The organism is Mycobacterium talmoniae (genome assembly GCF_001854525.1).
GTDB lineage: Bacteria > Actinomycetota > Actinomycetes > Mycobacteriales > Mycobacteriaceae > Mycobacterium > Mycobacterium talmoniae.
Map to the genome: position 1 here is coordinate 1 of NZ_MLQM01000109.1, position 18,474 is coordinate 18,474.

General features: G+C 68.0%; 12 protein-coding genes and 1 pseudogene. 9 read left to right on the forward strand and 4 right to left on the reverse strand.

The features are described 5' to 3' along the window. The 5 genes and pseudogenes from BKN37_RS29245 to BKN37_RS17935 form a co-directional block, all read left to right on the forward strand. Positions 1-310: pseudogene (locus BKN37_RS29245) on the forward strand (hypothetical protein); the annotation flags it as partial. A 137-nt stretch (positions 311-447) separates the two neighbouring features. Further along, positions 448-1,884, forward strand: a complete 1,437-nt coding sequence (gene rpsA, locus BKN37_RS17920) for a 30S ribosomal protein S1 (protein ID WP_071028298.1) — start codon at positions 448-450, stop codon at positions 1,882-1,884. Positions 1,885-1,974: 90 nt separating this feature from the next. Then, positions 1,975-3,186: a dephospho-CoA kinase gene (coaE, locus tag BKN37_RS17925; protein ID WP_071028299.1), complete on the forward strand. Its 1,212-nt coding sequence runs from the start codon at positions 1,975-1,977 to the stop codon at positions 3,184-3,186. Between the two features lie 520 nt (positions 3,187-3,706). Then, on the forward strand, positions 3,707-4,129 hold the full coding sequence (locus BKN37_RS17930; protein WP_083341876.1) for an MmpS family transport accessory protein: 423 nt from the start codon (positions 3,707-3,709) through the stop codon (positions 4,127-4,129). Continuing rightward, positions 4,126-7,017 (forward strand): MMPL/RND family transporter, encoded by a 2,892-nt coding sequence (locus BKN37_RS17935; protein ID WP_083341877.1) that lies wholly within the window; start codon positions 4,126-4,128, stop codon positions 7,015-7,017. Before BKN37_RS17930 ends, BKN37_RS17935 begins: the two co-directional genes overlap by 4 nt. Here BKN37_RS17935 and BKN37_RS17940 read toward each other — a convergent pair. Next, positions 6,989-7,522 (reverse strand): ribonuclease FAU-1 family protein, encoded by a 534-nt coding sequence (locus BKN37_RS17940; protein ID WP_071028308.1) that lies wholly within the window; start codon positions 7,520-7,522, stop codon positions 6,989-6,991. The two genes, BKN37_RS17935 and BKN37_RS17940, sit on opposite strands and share 29 nt — an antisense overlap. 145 nt (positions 7,523-7,667) lie before the next feature. On the opposite strand from BKN37_RS17940, the gene uvrB reads away from it, so the two are divergent. After that, a complete protein-coding gene (gene uvrB / locus BKN37_RS17945; RefSeq protein ID WP_071028312.1) occupies positions 7,668-9,839 on the forward strand; it encodes an excinuclease ABC subunit UvrB in 2,172 nt (723 codons plus the stop codon). A gap of 60 nt (positions 9,840-9,899) precedes the next feature. Then, positions 9,900-11,357, forward strand: coding sequence for an MFS transporter (locus BKN37_RS17950; protein ID WP_071028301.1), 1,458 nt, complete (start codon positions 9,900-9,902; stop codon positions 11,355-11,357). Between the two features lie 108 nt (positions 11,358-11,465). Here the strand turns inward: BKN37_RS17950 and BKN37_RS17955 are convergent, their stop codons facing one another. Beyond that, a complete protein-coding gene (locus BKN37_RS17955) occupies positions 11,466-13,019 on the reverse strand; it encodes a glycosyltransferase family 39 protein (RefSeq protein ID WP_071028302.1) in 1,554 nt (517 codons plus the stop codon). A 288-nt stretch (positions 13,020-13,307) separates the two neighbouring features. On the opposite strand from BKN37_RS17955, the gene BKN37_RS17960 reads away from it, so the two are divergent. Beyond that, positions 13,308-13,754 (forward strand): universal stress protein, encoded by a 447-nt coding sequence (locus tag BKN37_RS17960; RefSeq protein WP_071028304.1) that lies wholly within the window; start codon positions 13,308-13,310, stop codon positions 13,752-13,754. 1 nt (position 13,755) lies between these two features. On the opposite strand, the gene BKN37_RS17965 is transcribed toward BKN37_RS17960, so the two are convergent. Further along, positions 13,756-14,433 carry an MBL fold metallo-hydrolase gene (locus tag BKN37_RS17965; protein WP_071028314.1) on the reverse strand — a complete coding sequence of 226 codons (678 nt, stop codon included), beginning with the start codon at positions 14,431-14,433 and terminating at the stop codon, positions 13,756-13,758. A gap of 84 nt (positions 14,434-14,517) precedes the next feature. Between BKN37_RS17965 and uvrA the strand changes: the two genes are divergently transcribed. Next, complete coding sequence (gene uvrA / locus BKN37_RS17970) at positions 14,518-17,427, forward strand: excinuclease ABC subunit UvrA (protein WP_071028306.1); 2,910 nt, start codon at positions 14,518-14,520, stop codon at positions 17,425-17,427. Positions 17,428-17,931: 504 nt separating this feature from the next. Here uvrA and BKN37_RS17975 read toward each other — a convergent pair. Then, positions 17,932-18,474 (reverse strand): DNA glycosylase AlkZ-like family protein (locus BKN37_RS17975; protein ID WP_165618355.1); only part of this gene is annotated, 543 nt, incomplete at its 5' end.

Below are 18,474 nucleotides of genomic sequence, written 5' to 3' on the forward strand. Positions count from 1 at the left end.
GGCGGGCACCCGCCGCACCATCGGCTCCGGACCGGCGCTGCTGGCCCTGCGCACCGGCGCCGCGATCGTTCCCGGTGCGGTGTTTCAGGCCCGGCACCGGCGCGAACCCGTGCTGGGCCCGCCGATCCGCGCCGGCGGCCCGGTCGACCGCGACGACCCGAACCTGAACGCGCTGGTCCAGACCACCTCGCAGCGCATCGCCGACGCGATGGCGCAGTTCGTCGAGCGGGAACCGGAGCAGTGGGTGATGCCCGGCGGCCTGGTTTCGGACTCGCTGGGCGCCCGGGTGCGGCGGGCCGCCGGCGGCTAGATCGGGGTGAGTTTGGTCAGCGTAGAGCAAGTCGAGTAGCCTCGACAGGTAGCTCGCGACTCGATCGCGGGCCGCAGCATGCACAGAAAAATAACGTCCCGTCCCTACGACCTCACCTGTCCGGAGCAACCTCCCATATGCCAAGTCCCGCCGTCACCTCGCCGCAAGTAGCCGTCAACGACATCGGCTCCGCCGAGGACTTTCTCGCCGCCATCGACAAAACGATCAAATACTTCAACGATGGCGACATCGTCGAAGGGACCATCGTCAAAGTTGACCGGGATGAGGTCCTGCTCGACATCGGATACAAGACCGAAGGCGTCATTCCGTCCCGCGAGCTGTCCATCAAGCACGACGTCGACCCCCACGAGGTGGTGTCCGTCGGCGACGAGGTCGAGGCCCTGGTTCTCACCAAGGAGGACAAGGAAGGCCGGCTGATCCTGTCCAAGAAGCGCGCGCAGTACGAGCGCGCCTGGGGCACGATCGAGGCGCTCAAGGAGAAGGACGAGGCCGTCAAGGGCACCGTCATCGAGGTCGTCAAGGGCGGCCTGATCCTGGACATCGGGCTGCGCGGCTTCCTGCCGGCGTCGCTGGTGGAGATGCGCCGGGTCCGTGACCTGCAGCCCTACATCGGCAAAGAGATCGAAGCCAAGATCATCGAGCTGGACAAGAACCGCAACAACGTGGTGCTGAGCCGGCGGGCCTGGCTGGAGCAGACCCAGTCCGAGGTGCGTAGCGAGTTCCTCAACCAGCTGCAGAAGGGCGCCATCCGCAAGGGTGTGGTGTCCTCGATCGTCAACTTCGGCGCGTTCGTCGACCTCGGCGGGGTGGACGGCCTGGTGCACGTCTCCGAGCTGAGCTGGAAGCACATCGACCACCCGTCCGAGGTGGTGCAGGTCGGCGACGAGGTCACCGTCGAGGTGCTCGACGTGGACATGGACCGCGAGCGGGTGTCGTTGTCGCTCAAGGCGACTCAGGAAGACCCGTGGCGGCACTTCGCCCGCACCCACGCGATCGGCCAGATCGTGCCGGGCAAGGTCACCAAGCTGGTGCCGTTCGGCGCGTTCGTCCGGGTCGAGGAGGGCATCGAGGGTCTGGTGCACATCTCCGAGCTGGCCGAGCACCACGTCGAGGTGCCGGACCAGGTGGTCGCCGTCGGCGACGACGCGATGGTCAAGGTCATCGACATCGACCTGGAGCGCCGGCGTATCTCGCTGAGCCTCAAGCAGGCCAACGAGGACTACACCGAGGAGTTCGACCCGTCGAAGTACGGCATGGCCGACTCCTACGACGAGCAGGGCAACTACATCTTCCCGGAGGGCTTCGACGCGGAGACCAACGAGTGGCTCGAGGGCTTCGAGAAGCAGCGCGCCGAATGGGAGGCCCGCTACGCCGAGGCCGAGCGTCGCCACAAGATGCACACCGCGCAGATGGAGAAGTTCGCCGCCGCCGACCACGGCGAGTCCGAGCACTCTTCGGGCAACGGCACGCAGCGTGAGGAGTCGGCCGGCGGATCGCTGGCCAGCGACGAGCAGCTGGCTGCGCTGCGGGAGAAGCTCGCCGGCAACGCCTAACCGCCGTGCAAACGCTGCGAGATTGAAATCTCGCAGCGTTTGTGCGAGTAGCCACCTGCCAGGTTTCAATCTCGCGCTAGGGGTGTGCGGATGCTGCGGATCGGGCTGACCGGCGGTATCGGCGCCGGCAAGTCGACGGTGTCGGCGACCTTCAGCGAGTGCGGCGGCATCATCGTCGACGGTGATGTCATCGCCCGCGAGGTCGTCGAACCCGGCACCGAGGGGTTGGCGGCGCTGGTCGACGCGTTCGGGTCGGAGATTCTGCTGCCCGACGGGGCGCTGAACCGTCCGGCGCTGGCCGCGGTCGCGTTCAGCGACGACCAGAAACGGGCCACGCTGAACGGCATCGTGCACCCGTTGGTGGGGCGCCGGCGCGCGGAGTTGATCGCGGCGGCCGCCGCGGACGCGGTGATCGTGGAGGACATCCCGCTGCTGGTCGAATCGCAGATGGCGCCGCTGTTTCCGCTGGTGGTGATCGTGCACGCCGATGTCGAGACCCGGATTCAGCGGTTGACCGGGCAGCGGGGGATGACCGAGGCCGACGCGCGGGCCCGGATCGCCGCCCAGGCCACCGAGGAGCAGCGGCGCGCGGTCGCCGATGTCTGGTTGGACAACTCGGGCAGTCCGGCGGACCTCCGCGCGGCCGCCCGCGAGCTGTGGCAGCGGCGCATCGCGCCGTTCGCCCACAACCTCGGCGCCGGGCAGGTGGTGCGGCGGCCGGTGCGGGTGGTGCCCGCCGATCCGGGCTGGGCCGCCGAAGGCCAGCGCATCTGTCAGCGCCTCCGGGTCGCCTGCGGCGCGGCGGCGATACGGGTGGATCACATCGGCTCGACCTCGGTGCCCGGGCTGGCCGCCAAGGACGTCATCGACATCCAGGTCACCGTCGAATCGCTCACCGCCGCCGACGAACTCGCCGAGGCGCTGCGGGCCGCCGGGTATCCCCGCATCGACCAGATCACCGGCGACGACGTCAAACTCGACGCCCGCAGCACCGTGCCCGCATTCGACCACAGCAACGACCCCGCGTTGTGGGGCAAGCGGATCCACGGATCGGCCGACCCGGGCCGGCCGACGTTTGTGCACCTGCGGGTGGACGGCTGGCCCGGTCAGCAGTTCGCGCTGCTGTTCGGCGCCTGGCTGGCCGCCAACCCCGCGGTGCGCTCGGAGTATGTCGACGTCAAACGGCAAGTCGCGGCGGCACATTCGGACGGCGGCGACTACGCCGACGCGAAAGAACCGTGGTTCCGCGACGCCTACCGGCGGGCCTGGGAGTGGGCCGACGCCGTCGACTGGCGTCCGTAGCGCCGCATCCCGACCGCTGCAGATATTTGCTGGCGGATCGCCGATCGGAGCGGCTTCGGCGCGGATTGAGCCGTCCCAATGCCCGTGAGCGCCGGATGTGTGACGCGGATCACGCCTGTGTCGACGCGGTGATTACGGCCACCGGCAGCCGCGTTCAGGAGCGGCTCACCCGGTCGGAGCGCCGCCGAGACGGTCACCGAGCGGGTAGCGGTGAGCGGCAGCAAGCAAACTATAATTTGGAGTTATTACATGTATTTACAGCATTATTACGGCTGCTCAGCTAAATCTGATAATGAACGTTCGCGGATACTAGCGGCGAGAATGTGACCGATTTAACAGATACACTTCGACAAAAAAGTTATGTAGCATGCCTTACGAATTACTGAGGGCTTGCCGAGAAACGGGGCCGACGGCGACGGAATTAAACCCGATGCCTGGGCGCTTAAGACATGCGTGGGCAACGGCCCCACGCGCACCGGTGCGCGGATCGATGACGTTTGCGGGTTGAAGGGGACGTGAGATTTTTACGGTCGTGAAGCGGGCGTGGATACCGCTGGTCATCGTGGTGGTCGTCGCCACCGCCGGGTTCGCCGTCTTCCGGCTGCACGGCATGGTCGACGCCAAGAAGTCGTCGAGTGACATCATCGACGAATCCAAACCGGTCATCCCCAAAGACGTGATCTATGAGGTGTTCGGGCCGCCGGGCACGACCGGCCAGGCGAACTTCCTCGACGAGCACTCCCAACCCCAGCACGCCGACTTCACGACGCTGCCGTGGTCGTACACGATCTCGACCAAACTCACCTCGATCTTCGCCAACGTCGTCGCCCAGGGGGACAGCAACTCCATCGGCTGCCGGATCATCGTCAACGGTGAGGTCCGCGACGAGCAGTCGGTGACGACCCACAACGCGCAGGTGTTCTGCCTGGTGAAGTCCGCATGAGCGCGCACATGGCCGAGGCCAAAGCATCCCGGATCGCGGTGACCATCCGCCGGCTGTCCGTGCCGATCATCCTGGGCTGGCTGGTGTTCACCGTCCTGGTGAATGTCGTTGTGCCGCAGCTGGAAGAGGTCGGAAAAGAGAACTCGGTCTCGCTGGCGTCGCGGGACGCGCCGTCCTACAAGGCGATCAAAAAGCAGGGTTCGGAGTTCCAGCAGTTCGACTCCGACAGCATGATCATGGTGCTGCTGGAAAGCGACCAGCCGCTCGGCGATCAGGCGCGCGACTACTACCACCGCCTGGTCACCCAGCTCAAAGACGACAAAGGGCACGTCGAATACGTGCAGGACTTCTGGGGCGACCGGATCACCGCCGGCGGCGCCCAGAGCATGGACGGCAAGTCCGCCTACGTGCAGCTGAACCTGGTCGGTGACCAAGGCACCACGGCGGGCAAGGAATCCGTCCAGTCGGTGCGCGACATCGTCGAGCGCAACACCCCACCGCCGGGGTTGAAGGTCTACGTCACCGGTCAGGCCGCGCTGACCATGGACATGAACGACGCCGGCGACAAGAGCATGCTCAAGATGACGCTGATCACGTTCGTGGTCATCATGGTCATGCTGCTGACGGTCTATCGCTCCATCGCGACGATGCTGCTCATCTTGTTCACCGTGTTCGTCGAACTCGGCGCGGCGCGTGGACTGATCGCCGTGCTGGCCCACCACCACATCATCGGCTTGTCCACCTTCGCGGTGAACATGCTGACGTCGCTGGCGATCGCGGCCGGTACCGACTACGCGATCTTCCTCATCGGCCGCTACCAGGAAGCGCGCGCGGCCGGCCAGGATCGCATCGCGGCCTATTACACGACGTACCACAGCGTTTCGCACGTCATCCTGGGTTCGGGGTTGACCATCGCCGGCGCCATGTTCTGCCTGAAGTTCACCCGGTTGCCGTACTTCGAATCGTTGGGGGTGCCCTGCTCGCTGGGCATGCTGGTGGTGGTGGCCGGGGCGCTGACGATGGGTCCGGCGGTGCTGCTGATCGGCACCCGCTTCGGTCTGCTGGAATCCAAGCGCAAGGTCACCACCCAGGGGTGGCGGCGCATCGGGACCGCCATCGTGCGGTGGCCCGGACCGATTTTGGCGGTGACGATCATCGTCGCGTTGATCGGCCTCGGGGTGCTCCCGACCTATTCGGTGAACTACAACGACCGGTACTTCATCCCGGCCAGCCTGCCGTCGATTCAGGGCTACCACGCCTCGGACCGGCACTTCTCCAAGGCGCGGATGAACCCCGACGTCCTGCTCATCGTGGCCAACCAGGATCTGCGTAACCCGGGCAACATGCTGGTGTTGGACCGCATCGCGAAAAACGTGCTGCGGGTGGAGGGCATCAACAAGGTGCAGAGCATCACCCGGCCGTTGGGGGCGCCGATCGACCACAGTTCGGTCCCGTTCCAGGTCAGTATGCAGTCGGTGCCGATCACCGAGAACTTGAATTACCTCAAGGACCGGATGGCCGACATGCTGCATATGACCGATCAGCTCGGCGAGATGATCGCCATCATGGAGCGCATGCACGACCTGATGCAGCAGATGGCCGACACCACCCACCAGATGGTCGGCGACACCACGGATCTGAAGGCGACCGCCGACGAGATGCGGGATCACATCGCGGATTTCGACGATTTCTGGCGGCCCATGCGCAACTACTTCTACTGGGAACCGCACTGCTTCGACATCCCGATCTGCTGGTCGCTGCGGTCCATCTTCGACGGCCTCGACGGCATCGACAAGATGACCGACAACATGAATTCGATGCTGGCCGACGTGCAACGGATGGATGAGATCACGCCGCAGCTGGTGGCCCAGATTCCGCCGATGATCGCGATCTCCAAGGACATCCGCAACACCACGCTGACCATGTACAGCAGCTTCAACGGGCTCATCAACCAGATGAGCCGGATGACCGACACGGCGACCGTGATGGGCCAGGCCTTCGACGCGGCCAAGAACGACGACTTCTTCTACCTGCCGCCGGAGGCGTTCGACAACGCCGACTTCCAGAAGGGCCTCAAGCTGCTGGTCTCCCCGGACGGCCGGTCCGCGCAGGTCATCGTCACGCACGAGGGTGACCCGGCGTCCAACGAGGCGTTGGCCAAGACCGAGGCCGAGCTCAAGGCGGCCAAGGAAGCCATCAAGAGCACCCCGCTGGAGGGATCCAAGCTCTACCTGGGGGGCACCGCCCCGACGTATCACGACATCGGTGAGTTCGTGAAGTACGACCTGATGATCGCGGTGATCGCGTCGCTGAGCCTGATCCTGATCATCATGCTGGTGATCACCCGCAGCATCGTGGCGGCCGGGGTGATCGTCGGGACGATCGCGATCTCACTCGGCTCGTCGTTCGGGCTCTCGGTGCTGCTGTGGCAACACATCCTGGGCTTGGAGCTGCACTGGTTCGTGCTGCCGATCACCGTCATCATCCTGTTGGCGGTGGGCTCGGACTACAACCTGCTGCTGGTCTCCCGGTTCAAGGAAGAACTCGGCGCCGGCATGAAAACGGCGATCATCCGCGGTGTCGGCGGGTCGGGCAGCGTGGCCACCCAGGCCGGTCTGGTGTTCGCGTTCACCATGGGCTCGATGATCACCAGCGACCTGGTGTCCATCGGTCAGGCCGGGTCGGCGATCTGCCTGGGGCTGCTGTTCGACACCTTCATCATCCGCGCGTTCATGACCCCGGCGATCGCGGCGCTGCTGGGACGCTGGTTCTGGTGGCCGATCAAGGTGCTGCCCACCTCGACGCTGACCCCCCGCCACCGCGCCACCAAACCCGACCCCGGCTCCGAGGATGCGGTCACTACCGAGATCCCGGTGCCGGTCGAGTAGGCCGATCCCGCCAGGTCAGCACGACGCCGGTACTGGCCAGCCAGCGGTCCAGGTCGTGGCCGTGCGCGGCCAGCCCGGCCACCGCCGTGGTGGCGCGCTGGACCGCCAGTTCCGCTGTGGCCGTGGACACTAGCCCCAGCCGGTGGGCTTCCAGCAGCTCGTCCACGTCGGTGAGTGCGGTGTCGCGTCCGGTCCGCACCACCAAATCCAGGTAGTGGTCCATCGACCGCCACCGGTCCGGGCCGGGCGTGTAGTCGCCGACGTCGAGGTAGAAGTCCTGGTCGCGCTCGTGGCCGGGGCTGAAATGGAACACGCTCACCCGCAGCCCCAGCGCCGGCAGCAGCCACGACTCCAGGTAGTGGAATTGGGCGCGGCCGGGCGTCGGCCGGGCCATGTAGAGGCCCCACGGCCGCACCGTGTACACGTCCACGGCGCGAACGATCCCCTTGGGGTCGGTGTTGGTGCGCGCGACCAGGTCGAACGTCTCATGCTTAGGCGGGTGGATGGACGATTCTAAGCAGGTCGCTGCTGAAATCGACGCCCAGATTGACACATAGCCCCTCAAAAGGCGGTTTTGCGAAATTTAGACGTCGATCTCAGTCACGCCCGGGCGTGCCGCCTTGTCGGTGCCCCGGCCTACCCTGGTGACCATGGCTTTCGCAACAGAACACCCCATCGTTGCGCATTCGGAGTACCGCCCGGCCGCAGAGGACGTGGCGGGGCTGGTGCGCACCGGCGGCCGGTTCGAGGTGGTCAGCCCGTACGCGCCGGCCGGGGACCAGCCCACCGCGATCGACGAGCTGGAACGGCGGATCAGTGCGGGGGAGCGGGACGTGGTGCTGCTCGGCGCCACCGGCACCGGCAAATCCGCCACCGCCGCCTGGCTGATCGAGCGGCTGCAACGGCCCACCCTGGTGATGGCGCCGAACAAGACGCTGGCCGCCCAGCTCGCCAACGAGCTGCGGGAGATGTTGCCGCACAACGCCGTCGAGTACTTCGTCTCGTACTACGACTACTACCAGCCGGAGGCGTACATCGCCCAGACCGACACCTACATCGAGAAGGACAGCTCGATCAACGACGACGTCGAGCGGTTGCGGCACTCGGCGACCTCCAGCCTGCTGTCCCGCCGCGACGTGGTGGTGGTGGCGTCGGTGTCCTGCATCTACGGCCTGGGCACCCCGCAGTCCTACCTGGACCGCTCGGTCGAGCTGCGGGTCGGCACCGAGGTGCCCCGCGACGCGCTGCTGCGGCTGCTGGTCGACGTGCAGTACACCCGCAACGACCTGTCGTTCACCCGCGGCTCGTTCCGGGTCCGTGGCGACACCGTCGAGATCATCCCGTCCTATGAGGAGCTGGCGGTCCGCATCGAATACTTCGGCGACGAGATCGAGGAGCTGTACTACCTGCACCCGCTGACCGGCGACGTGGTCCGCAAGGTGGATTCGCTGCGGATCTTCCCGGCCACCCACTACGTGGCCGGTCCGGAGCGGATGGCGCTCGCCATCTCCACCATCGAGGAGGAGCTGGCCGAACGCCTCGCCGAACTCGAACGGCAGGGCAAGCTGCTGGAGGCGCAGCGGCTGCGGATGCGCACCAACTACGACATCGAGATGATGCGCCAGGTCGGGTTCTGCTCGGGCATCGAGAACTATTCACGGCACATCGACGCGCGCGGGCCCGGCAGCCCGCCGGCGACGCTGCTGGACTATTTCCCCGAGGACTTCCTGCTGGTCATCGACGAGTCACACGTCACGGTGCCGCAGATCGGCGGGATGTACGAGGGCGACATGTCCCGCAAACGCAACCTGGTCGAGTACGGCTTCCGGCTGCCGTCGGCGTGCGACAACCGGCCGCTGACCTGGGAGGAGTTCGCCGACCGGATCGGGCAGACGGTGTACATGTCGGCCACCCCGGGCCCCTATGAGCTGTCCCAGACCGGTGGCGAGTTCGTCGAGCAGGTGATTCGGCCGACCGGGCTGGTCGACCCGAAGGTGGTGGTCAAACCCACCAAGGGGCAAATCGACGACCTGATCGGGGAGATCCGCGCCCGCGCGGAGGCCGACCAGCGGGTGCTGGTCACCACGCTGACCAAGAAGATGGCCGAGGACCTCACCGACTACCTGCTGGAGCTGGGCATCCGGGTGCGCTACCTGCACTCCGAGGTCGACACGCTGCGCCGGGTGGAGCTGCTGCGCCAGCTGCGGCTCGGCGACTACGACGTGCTGGTCGGCATCAACCTGCTGCGCGAGGGCCTGGACCTGCCGGAGGTGTCGCTGGTGGCGATCCTCGACGCCGACAAGGAGGGCTTCCTGCGGTCCACCCGCAGCCTGATCCAGACCATCGGCCGCGCCGCCCGCAACGTGTCCGGCGAGGTGCACATGTACGCCGACAGCATCACCGACTCGATGCGGGAGGCCATCGACGAAACCGAGCGGCGCCGCGCCAAGCAGATCGCCTACAACGAGGCCAACGGCATCGACCCGCAGCCGCTGCGGAAAAAGATCGCCGACATCCTCGACCAGGTGTACCGGGAGGCCGACGACAGCGAGACCGTCGAGATCGGCGGATCCGGGCGTAACGCCTCACGCGGCCGACGCGCCCAGGGTGAGCCGGGCCGCGCGGTCAGCGCCGGCGTGTTCGAGGGCCGCGACACCGCCAATATGCCGCGCGCCGAGCTGGCGGACCTGATCAAGGATTTGACCGAACAGATGATGACCGCGGCCCGTGACCTGCAGTTTGAGCTGGCCGCCCGGATCCGCGACGAGATCGCCGACCTGAAGAAGGAACTGCGCGGCATGGACGCCGCCGGGCTGAAGTGACGCGCCCGGGCTGGGGAGCGAGGTTAGCGTGTCGCTGCCAACCGTGGTTGACTGCACACGGTGGTGCACCTAACCGAAGCGGCAGCGTCTGACCCGATCGGCACCACCGGCAGCTGGCGCGAGCTCCTGGGCCCACGATATTTGGGGACCGCGGCCGTGCTCGCCGGTGGGGTGGTCCTCTACGCCACCAACGAATTCCTCACGATCAGCCTGCTGCCCAGCACGATCGCCGATATCGGCGGCGAGCGGCTGTACGCCTGGGTGACCACGCTGTACCTGGTCGGGTCGGTGGTCGCCGCCGCCGCGGTCAATTCGGTGCTGGTGCGCATCGGTGCGCGGTCGTCCTACCTGTTGGGGCTCACCGTGTTCGGCGCGGGCAGCCTGGTGTGTGCGCTGGCACCCAAGATGGAGATCCTGCTGACCGGCCGCCTGCTGCAGGGCGTGGGCGGCGGCCTGCTGGCCGGGCTGGGCTATGCGCTGATCAACGCGGTGCTGCCCAGCGCGCTGTGGACCCGGGCGTCGGCGCTGGTGTCGGCGATGTGGGGGGTCGGCACCCTGGTGGGGCCGGCCGTGGGCGGCTTCTTCGCGCAGTGGGGGCTATGGCGGTGGACGTTCTCGGCGCTGGCGATGCTGACCGTGGCGATGGCCGTCGCGGTCAGCGTGGTGCTGCCGGCCGGACGTGACGAACATCCCGGCGAACCGATCCGGATGCCGGTGCGGTCGCTGCTGATCCTGGGTGCCGCCGCGCTGGCGGTCAGCGCCGCCGAACTCCCGCACAGCTTTATCGCGGCCGCCGGGCTGCTCGCCTTCGGCGGCCTGCTGGTCTGGGCGTTTGTGGTCGTCGACCGGCGTGCCCCGGTCGCGGTGTTGCCGCCCAGCATCTTCCACCCCGGCCGGGAGAAGTGGATCTACCTCACGCTGGGCCTGTTGATGGCCGCCACCAAGGCCAACCTGTACGTGCCGCTGCTGGGGCAGCGGCTGGCGCATCTGCTTCCGCTGGCGGCCGGGTTCCTGGGCGCGGCGCTGTCGATCGGCTGGACGGTCAGCGAATTCGTCAGCGCCTCGTTGAACAGGCGCCGGGTGATCGCGAACCTGGTGGCGGCCGCGCCGTTGATGGTGGCCGGGGGCCTGGCGGTCGCCGCGGTCACCCATTTGGGTCACCACAGCCCGGTGGCCGTCGCGGCGATCTGGGCGCTGGCATTGTTCACCGTCGGCGCCGGGGTCGGGGCGGCGTGGCCGCACCTGTCGGCGTGGGCGATGGGCTGCGTCGACGACCCGGCCGAAGGCGGCACGGCCGCCGCCGCGATCAGCACCGTGCAACTGATCTCCGGGGCGTTCGGCGCCGGGGTGGCCGGGGTGGTGGTCAATATGGCCGACGGCGGCGACGCCTCCGCGGCCCGCTGGCTGTTCGCGGTCTTCGCGGTGCTCGCCACCGTCGGGGTGCTGGCCTCGAGCCGGGCCAGCCGTGGACAGGCCACCGCGGCGCCGATGGAGGCGCTCAGCGTGCCCCGCGCCTGAATCCTCGGCCCGCCGCGCCCGCCGCCGCGCCGAACGTGCGTCTGTGGCGAGGTTTTTCGTGATTTTCCGCCGTGAGCGCACGCTCGGCGATCGGCACACGCACGGCGATCAGCGGGTGGACTTGATCACCTGAGCGAAGCTGAACTGCCAGCGCTGCACGACGTGGAAGCCGAGGCCGTTGAGCACCCGAAAATCCGGGGTGCGGGCAAACCGCGGTCCCGGCGGCAGCCGGGCCCCGGACTGCTCGGCGGGCAGCGTCTTGTCATGGTTGGTGATCGTCCAGACCACCCGGCACTTGCGCAGCTGGTCGGCCACCAGCCACACCGCGATGTGCCCGTCCCACAGCCGGCCGATCGCCGGGCCGCGGGGACCGCGGCCCGGGTCGACCAGATGCTCAAATGCCGCGGGCCGCCCCGCCAGCAGCGCCCGGATCGGCCCGGGCGCCCAGCCGGTGGTGTTGTCCACCACCAGGCAGTCACCCGGGGCGGCCTGCGCCTGGATCACGTCGGCCACCTGGCTGTAATCCCAGCCCTCCTTGGCGTGGCGACCCCGCTGGGTGCCCACGTAGTTCGGGGCCGCCGCCACCGCGAACAGCACCAGCACCGACACCAGCGACCGGGGCCGGGTCGCGAGCGCCGCAATGCACACCGCGAGCAGGATGGCCATGGCGGGGGCGGTGAACAACAGGTAGCGCGGGTAGTAGATCGGTTTGCTCACCGCGGAGTAGATCAACAGGACACCGGTCGGGATCACGATCCAGGCCGCGCAGAGGATCAGCAGCTGCCGGGTCTGGTCGTCCGGCTGCCACCGGCCGGTCACCCGGATCGCGATGGCGGCCACGAAGACGATGCCGGCGAGCACCGCGAACGGCACGCTGTCGTCGAAATACTGCTGCTGCGCAACGTCGACGATGTTGTGCCAGTTCAGCCGCGAGATCCAGCCGACCTGGTAGATCTGGGTCTGGCTGAACAGCAGAAACGGGATCAGCGCGGCCACCGCCACGGTCGAGGTACCCGCCCACCACCCGACCGTCGACCGTCGACACGGCAGCACCCAGAGCAGCACGCCGTGCACCGCGACGATGAGCACCACAAACACGTTGAGCAGGGTCGCGGCCACCACCGCCAGGCCGTAGGCCAGCCACAGCGCCGCCCGGTCGCGCCGGATCGCGGTGACGCACAGCACCGTCAGCCACACCGCGGCCATCGCCGCGAACGCGTAGGAGCGCGCCTCGATGCCCGCCCAGGTCATCCGCGGCAGGATCGCGAACACGACGCCCGCGCACACCGCGACGCGACGGGTCGCGAATTGCCGCGCCAACACCACCACCCCGGCGGTGCCCACCCCGACCGCCAGGCAGCTGGGCACCCGCGACCAGAACTCGGTGGCCGGGAAGACCGCGTACCAGCCGTGCATGACTAGGTAGTACAGGCCGTGCACCGCGTCGATATGCCCCAGCAGCCGCCACAATTCGGGCAAGGACCGATTCGCCGACGCCGAGATGGTGGCGGCCTCGTCGAACCACAACGACGGGTGGCTGGCGCCCGCCGCGCTGAGGACGCTGGCGAACACCGCAATCCAGACCGCGTCCCACCGCCGGGCACGCCGCCGCGCCGGCTGGGTTTCGCTGGTTACCCGCTCGGGGGTGAGGACAGTATTCAATGTGTTCGCTACTCGTGTTCGGTCACTAATCGACGGTCACGTTACCGGGGTGGTGGCGACCCTGGTTGCAGTGTTGACCGTCACCCCGGCCGTGGTGGCGGAATTAGCCAACGCGGACGGCGCGACAGCGGCGCCGGTCACTGTCGGCAAGGTCACGTCGGGCCCGGTCGGGTATTTGCGCCGGTCGGGCCGGGATCCGACACGGCTGTGTCGTCAATCGCACCCCTTGCGGCCCGGCGACAGGTTACTGTCTCGATGGCCGTTTAACTGAGCAGTGGGAGGGTATTGATGAGCGCGTATCAGACCGTGGTGGTCGGCACGGACGGCTCGGATTCGTCGCTGCGCGCCGTCGACCGCGCGGGCGCGCTCGCGTCCGGGCCGGGCGCGAAACTGATTGTGGCGACCGCGTATCTCCCCGGCGCCGACGACCCGCGGGCGTCGGACATGCTCAAGGACGAGGGGTACAAAACGTCCGGGAACGCCCCCATCTACGCGATCCTGCGGGAAGCCAGCGAGCGGGCCCACGCCGCCGGGGCCGCCAGCGTCGAGGAGCGTTCCGTCGTCGGGGCCCCGGTGGATGCGTTGGTGGACTTGGCCGAAGAGGTCAAGGCGGACCTGCTGGTGGTCGGCAACGTCGGCCTGAGCACGATCGCCGGCCGGCTGCTCGGGTCGGTGCCGGCCAACGTCGCGCGCCGGTCGAAGACCGACGTGCTGATCGTGCACACCACCGGCTGAGCTACCAGCCCCGGTCCCGCCACTCGGTCAGGTGCGGGCGCTCGGCACCCAGCGTGGTGTCGTCGCCGTGGCCGGGGTAGACGACCGTGGAGTCCGGGTACACGTCGAACACCCGGCGGGTCACATCGCCGAGCAGCCGCTCGAAGTCCCCGGGCTGCCAGGTCTTGCCGACCCCGCCCGGAAACAGGCAGTCCCCGGTGAACAGCTGCGTGACCCCGCCGGTGGGTTCACCGCCCAGGGCCAACGCGACCGAGCCGGGGGTGTGGCCGCGCAGGTGAATGACGTCGAACACCAGGTCGCCCACCGTGAGGGTGTCGCCGTCGGCCAGGATGCGGTCCGGTGCCACCGGCAGCGGGTCGGCGTCGAGTTGGTGGGCGGCGGTGGGCGCCCCGGTGGCCTCGGCCACCGCGGTCAGCGCCTGCCAGTGGTCGAAATGCTGGTGGCTGGTGACGATCAGCGACACCTTGGGCGCGTACTCCCGCACCAGCTCCAGCAGCAGGTCGGCGTCGTTGGCGGCGTCGATCAGCAGCGTCTCGCCGGTTTTCGCGCACGTCACCAGGTAGGTGTTGTTGTCCATCGGGCCGACCGACACCTTGACGATGGTCGCCCCGGGCAGGGTGCGGCGGGCCGCGGTGCGGGGTTCGACGTGGCCGGTGTAGTTGTCGTCGAGGGCTGTCATGATGGCCACGTTACTGCTGGACAATCACTTGTCGGTACCGGCACCTAGCATGGGATTCGTAGTGCGTCCGCTGAAGGGAAAAGTGTGTCGGACCGACTGATCATCAAGGGTGCGCGGGAGCACAACCTGCGCAGCGTCGACCTCGAGCTGCCGCGGGATGCGTTGATCGTCTTCACCGGGCTGTCCGGCTCGGGCAAGTCGTCGCTGGCGTTCGATACCATCTTCGCCGAGGGCCAGCGCCGCTACGTGGAGTCGCTGTCGGCCTACGCCCGGCAGTTCCTGGGACAGATGGACAAACCGGACGTCGACTTCATCGAGGGCCTGTCCCCGGCGGTGTCCATCGACCAGAAATCCACCAACCGCAACCCGCGGTCCACGGTCGGCACCATCACCGAGGTCTACGACTACCTGCGGCTGCTGTACGCCCGCGCGGGCACCCCGCACTGCCCGGTGTGCGGGGAGCGCATCGCCCGCCAAACCCCGCAGCAGATCGTCGACCAGGTGCTGGTGATGCCCGAAGGCGCCCGGTTCCAGGTGCTGGCCCCGGTGGTGCGCACCCGCAAGGGCGAATTCGCCGACCTGTTCGAGAAACTCAACGCGCAGGGCTACAGCCGGGTCCGGGTCGACGGGGTGGTGCATTCGCTGACCGATCCACCCAAGCTGAAGAAGCAGGAAAAACACGACATCGAGGTGGTCGTCGACCGGCTCACCGTCAAGCCGTCGGCCAAGCAGCGGCTCACCGAATCGGTGGAGACCGCGCTGAGCCTGGCCGACGGCATCGTGGTGCTGGAGTTCGTCGACCACGATCACGACGCCCACGACCGCGAACACCGATTCTCCGAGAAACTGGCCTGCCCCAACGGGCATCCGCTGGCGGTCGACGACCTGGAGCCGCGGTCGTTCTCGTTCAACTCGCCCTACGGCGCCTGCCCGGAGTGCAGCGGGCTGGGCATCCGCAAGGAGGTCGACCCCGACCTGGTGGTGCCCGACCCGGATCGCACCCTGGCCGAGGGCGCGGTGGCGCCATGGTCGATGGGCCACACCGCGGAGTACTTCACCCGGATGATGGCCAGCCTCGGGGAGGCGATGGGTTTCGACGTCGACACCCCGTGGCGCAAGCTGCCGGCCAAGGCGCGCAAGGCGATCCTGGAGGGCTCCGACGAGCAGGTGCACGTCCGGTACCGCAACCGGTACGGGCGCACCCGGTCCTACTACGCCGACTTCGAGGGTGTGCTGGCGTTTTTGCAGCGCAAGATGGAGCAGACCGAGTCGGAGCTGATGAAGGAACGCTACGAAGGGTTCATGCGTGACGTGCCGTGCCCGGAGTGCGACGGCACCCGGCTCAAGCCGGAGATCCTGGCCGTCACTTTGGCCGCCGGGGAGCGGGCCAAATCCATCGCCGAGGTGTGCGAGCTGTCGATCGGGGACTGCTCGGACTTCCTGGCCGGGCTCACCCTGGGGCCGCGGGAACAGGCCATCGCCGGGCAGGTGCTCAAGGAGGTGCAGTCCCGGCTCGGTTTCCTGCTCGACGTCGGGCTGGAATACCTGACCCTGTCCCGGGCGGCGGCGACCCTGTCCGGCGGTGAGGCGCAACGCATCCGGCTGGCCACCCAGATCGGCTCCGGTCTGGTCGGGGTGCTCTATGTGCTCGACGAGCCGTCGATCGGGTTGCATCAGCGCGACAACCGGCGGCTGATCGAAACCCTCACCCGGCTGCGGGATCTGGGCAACACCCTGATCGTCGTCGAACACGACCTGGACACCATCGCGCATGCCGACTGGATCGTCGACATCGGCCCGGCCGCCGGTGAGCACGGCGGGCAGATCGTACACAGTGGGCCCTACGATGAGCTGCTGCGCAACCAGGCGTCGATCACCGGCGCCTACCTGTCCGGCCGGGAAAGCATTGCGGTGCCGGCGATCCGGCGACCCGCCGACCGGCGCCGTCAGCTCACCGTGGTCGGCGCGCGCGAACACAACCTGCGCGGCATCGACGTGGCGTTCCCGCTGGGCGTGCTCACCTCGGTGACCGGGGTGTCCGGCTCCGGGAAGTCGACGCTGGTCAACGACATCCTGGCATCGGTGCTGGCCAACAAGCTCAACGGCGCCCGCCAGGTGCCCGGCCGGCACACCCGGGTCACCGGCCTGGATCACGTCGACAAACTGGTGCGGGTCGATCAGTCCCCGATCGGGCGCACCCCGCGGTCCAACCCGGCCACCTACACCGGGGTGTTCGACAAGATCCGCGGCCTGTTCGCCGCCACCACCGAGGCCAAAGTCCGCGGCTACCAACCCGGCCGGTTCTCGTTCAACGTCAAAGGCGGCCGCTGCGAGGCGTGCACCGGCGACGGCACCATCAAGATCGAGATGAACTTCCTGCCCGACGTGTATGTGCCGTGCGAGGTCTGCCACGGCGCCCGGTACAACCGGGAAACCCTCGAGGTGCACTACAAGGGCAAAACCATCTCCGAGGTGCTGGACATGTCGATCGAGGAGGCGGCGGAGTTCTTCGAGCCGATCACCGGCATTCACCGCTACCTGCGCACCCTGGTCGACGTCGGCTTGGGGTATGTGCGGCTGGGGCAGCCGGCGCCGACGCTGTCCGGCGGTGAGGCGCAGCGGGTGAAGCTGGCGTCCGAGCTGCAGAAGCGCTCCACCGGCCGCACCGTGTACATCCTCGACGAGCCCACCACCGGTCTGCATTTCGACGACGTCCGCAAACTGCTCAACGTGCTGGCGGGCCTGGTCGATAAGGGCAACACCGTGATCGTCATCGAGCACAACCTGGACGTGATCAAGACGTCGGACTGGATCGTCGACATGGGACCCGAGGGCGGCGCCGGCGGCGGAACGGTTGTCGCGCAGGGCACTCCGGAAGAGGTGGCGGCGGTGCCGGAAAGCTACACCGGCAAGTTCCTCGCCGAGGTGCTGGAGCCGGCCGCGGAACCCGTTGCGCCCCCGGCGCGTCGGCGGCGCCGCAAGGTCAGCGCGTAACCACCGCCCGTGCCGGGCATCCCACCCGGTAGGGGGCCGCCCTCGTCGTCTTCGCCGGGGTTTGGCTCGGGGTGTGCCTCGTTTGGCCTCAGGTGTCCCAGGGGTCCCGGATTTCGGGGGATGTGGTGTTGCGTCCGCCTTTGAGCGACAAACCGGGGTTTAGCGGGCCCGGCGGCCCAACTTGCTGGCACTGGTGACGCTGCGGTCTCACCGGTCACGGGTGTCACGGATTGTCGCTGGCCGGGCACTGCCCGGCTAGCAGCGACAATGACCTCGACCCCGGCCCGGCTCGATCTGACCCCGTTGTCGCTCAGAGCCGGGCAGCCGCCCACCAGCGACAATCCGTGACATCCGTGGCCAGTGGGGCACCAGCGTCGCCAGTGGCGGCGCGCGCGTCCGTGGAGGGCCCTAAACCCCGGTTTGTCGCTCCAACGCGGACGCAACACCACATGGTCCCCGGCCGTGACCCATGTGGCAGAAGGGAAACGCGGTGCCGCGAACCAGTTAACGGGTCCCGATAGCCGCCTTCGTCAGCCGTGACGGGAACCGCGGGCTGACCTTCACCCCGGCCAACCGCGCGGTGAGGTCGTCGGCCCGGCGCTGCAGTGCCCGCCGCGCGCCAGCGCCCGGATCGTCCAGCAGCTGCAGTTGGACGCGGGCATCGGCGTCTTGGTACCAGCCGCCCACCACTCGGCCGTTCCACCACACCGTGGGCCCGGCGTTGCCGTTGTTGTCGAATACCTGGCCGCGGTGCTCGCCGAGGTACCAGTCGCGGTGATACCACCCCATCACGGTGACGTCGAGGCCGGGCAGCAACGCGCCCCACGGCCCGCTTTCGGCTTCGGGCTCCAGATCGTCGGGCAGCACATAGCCGGGGGCGCCGTGCAGGTCGACCTCCAACGCGCCGATGTCGCGCAACGCCTTTCGGGTCGCGGTCTTGGTGCTGCCGAACCACCAGGTGATGTCGTCGGCGGTGGCGGGACCGAACGCCCGCAGCCAGCGGCGGGTCAAATCGACGCGCGCCGCCTCCGCGGCCCTCGGCCCACC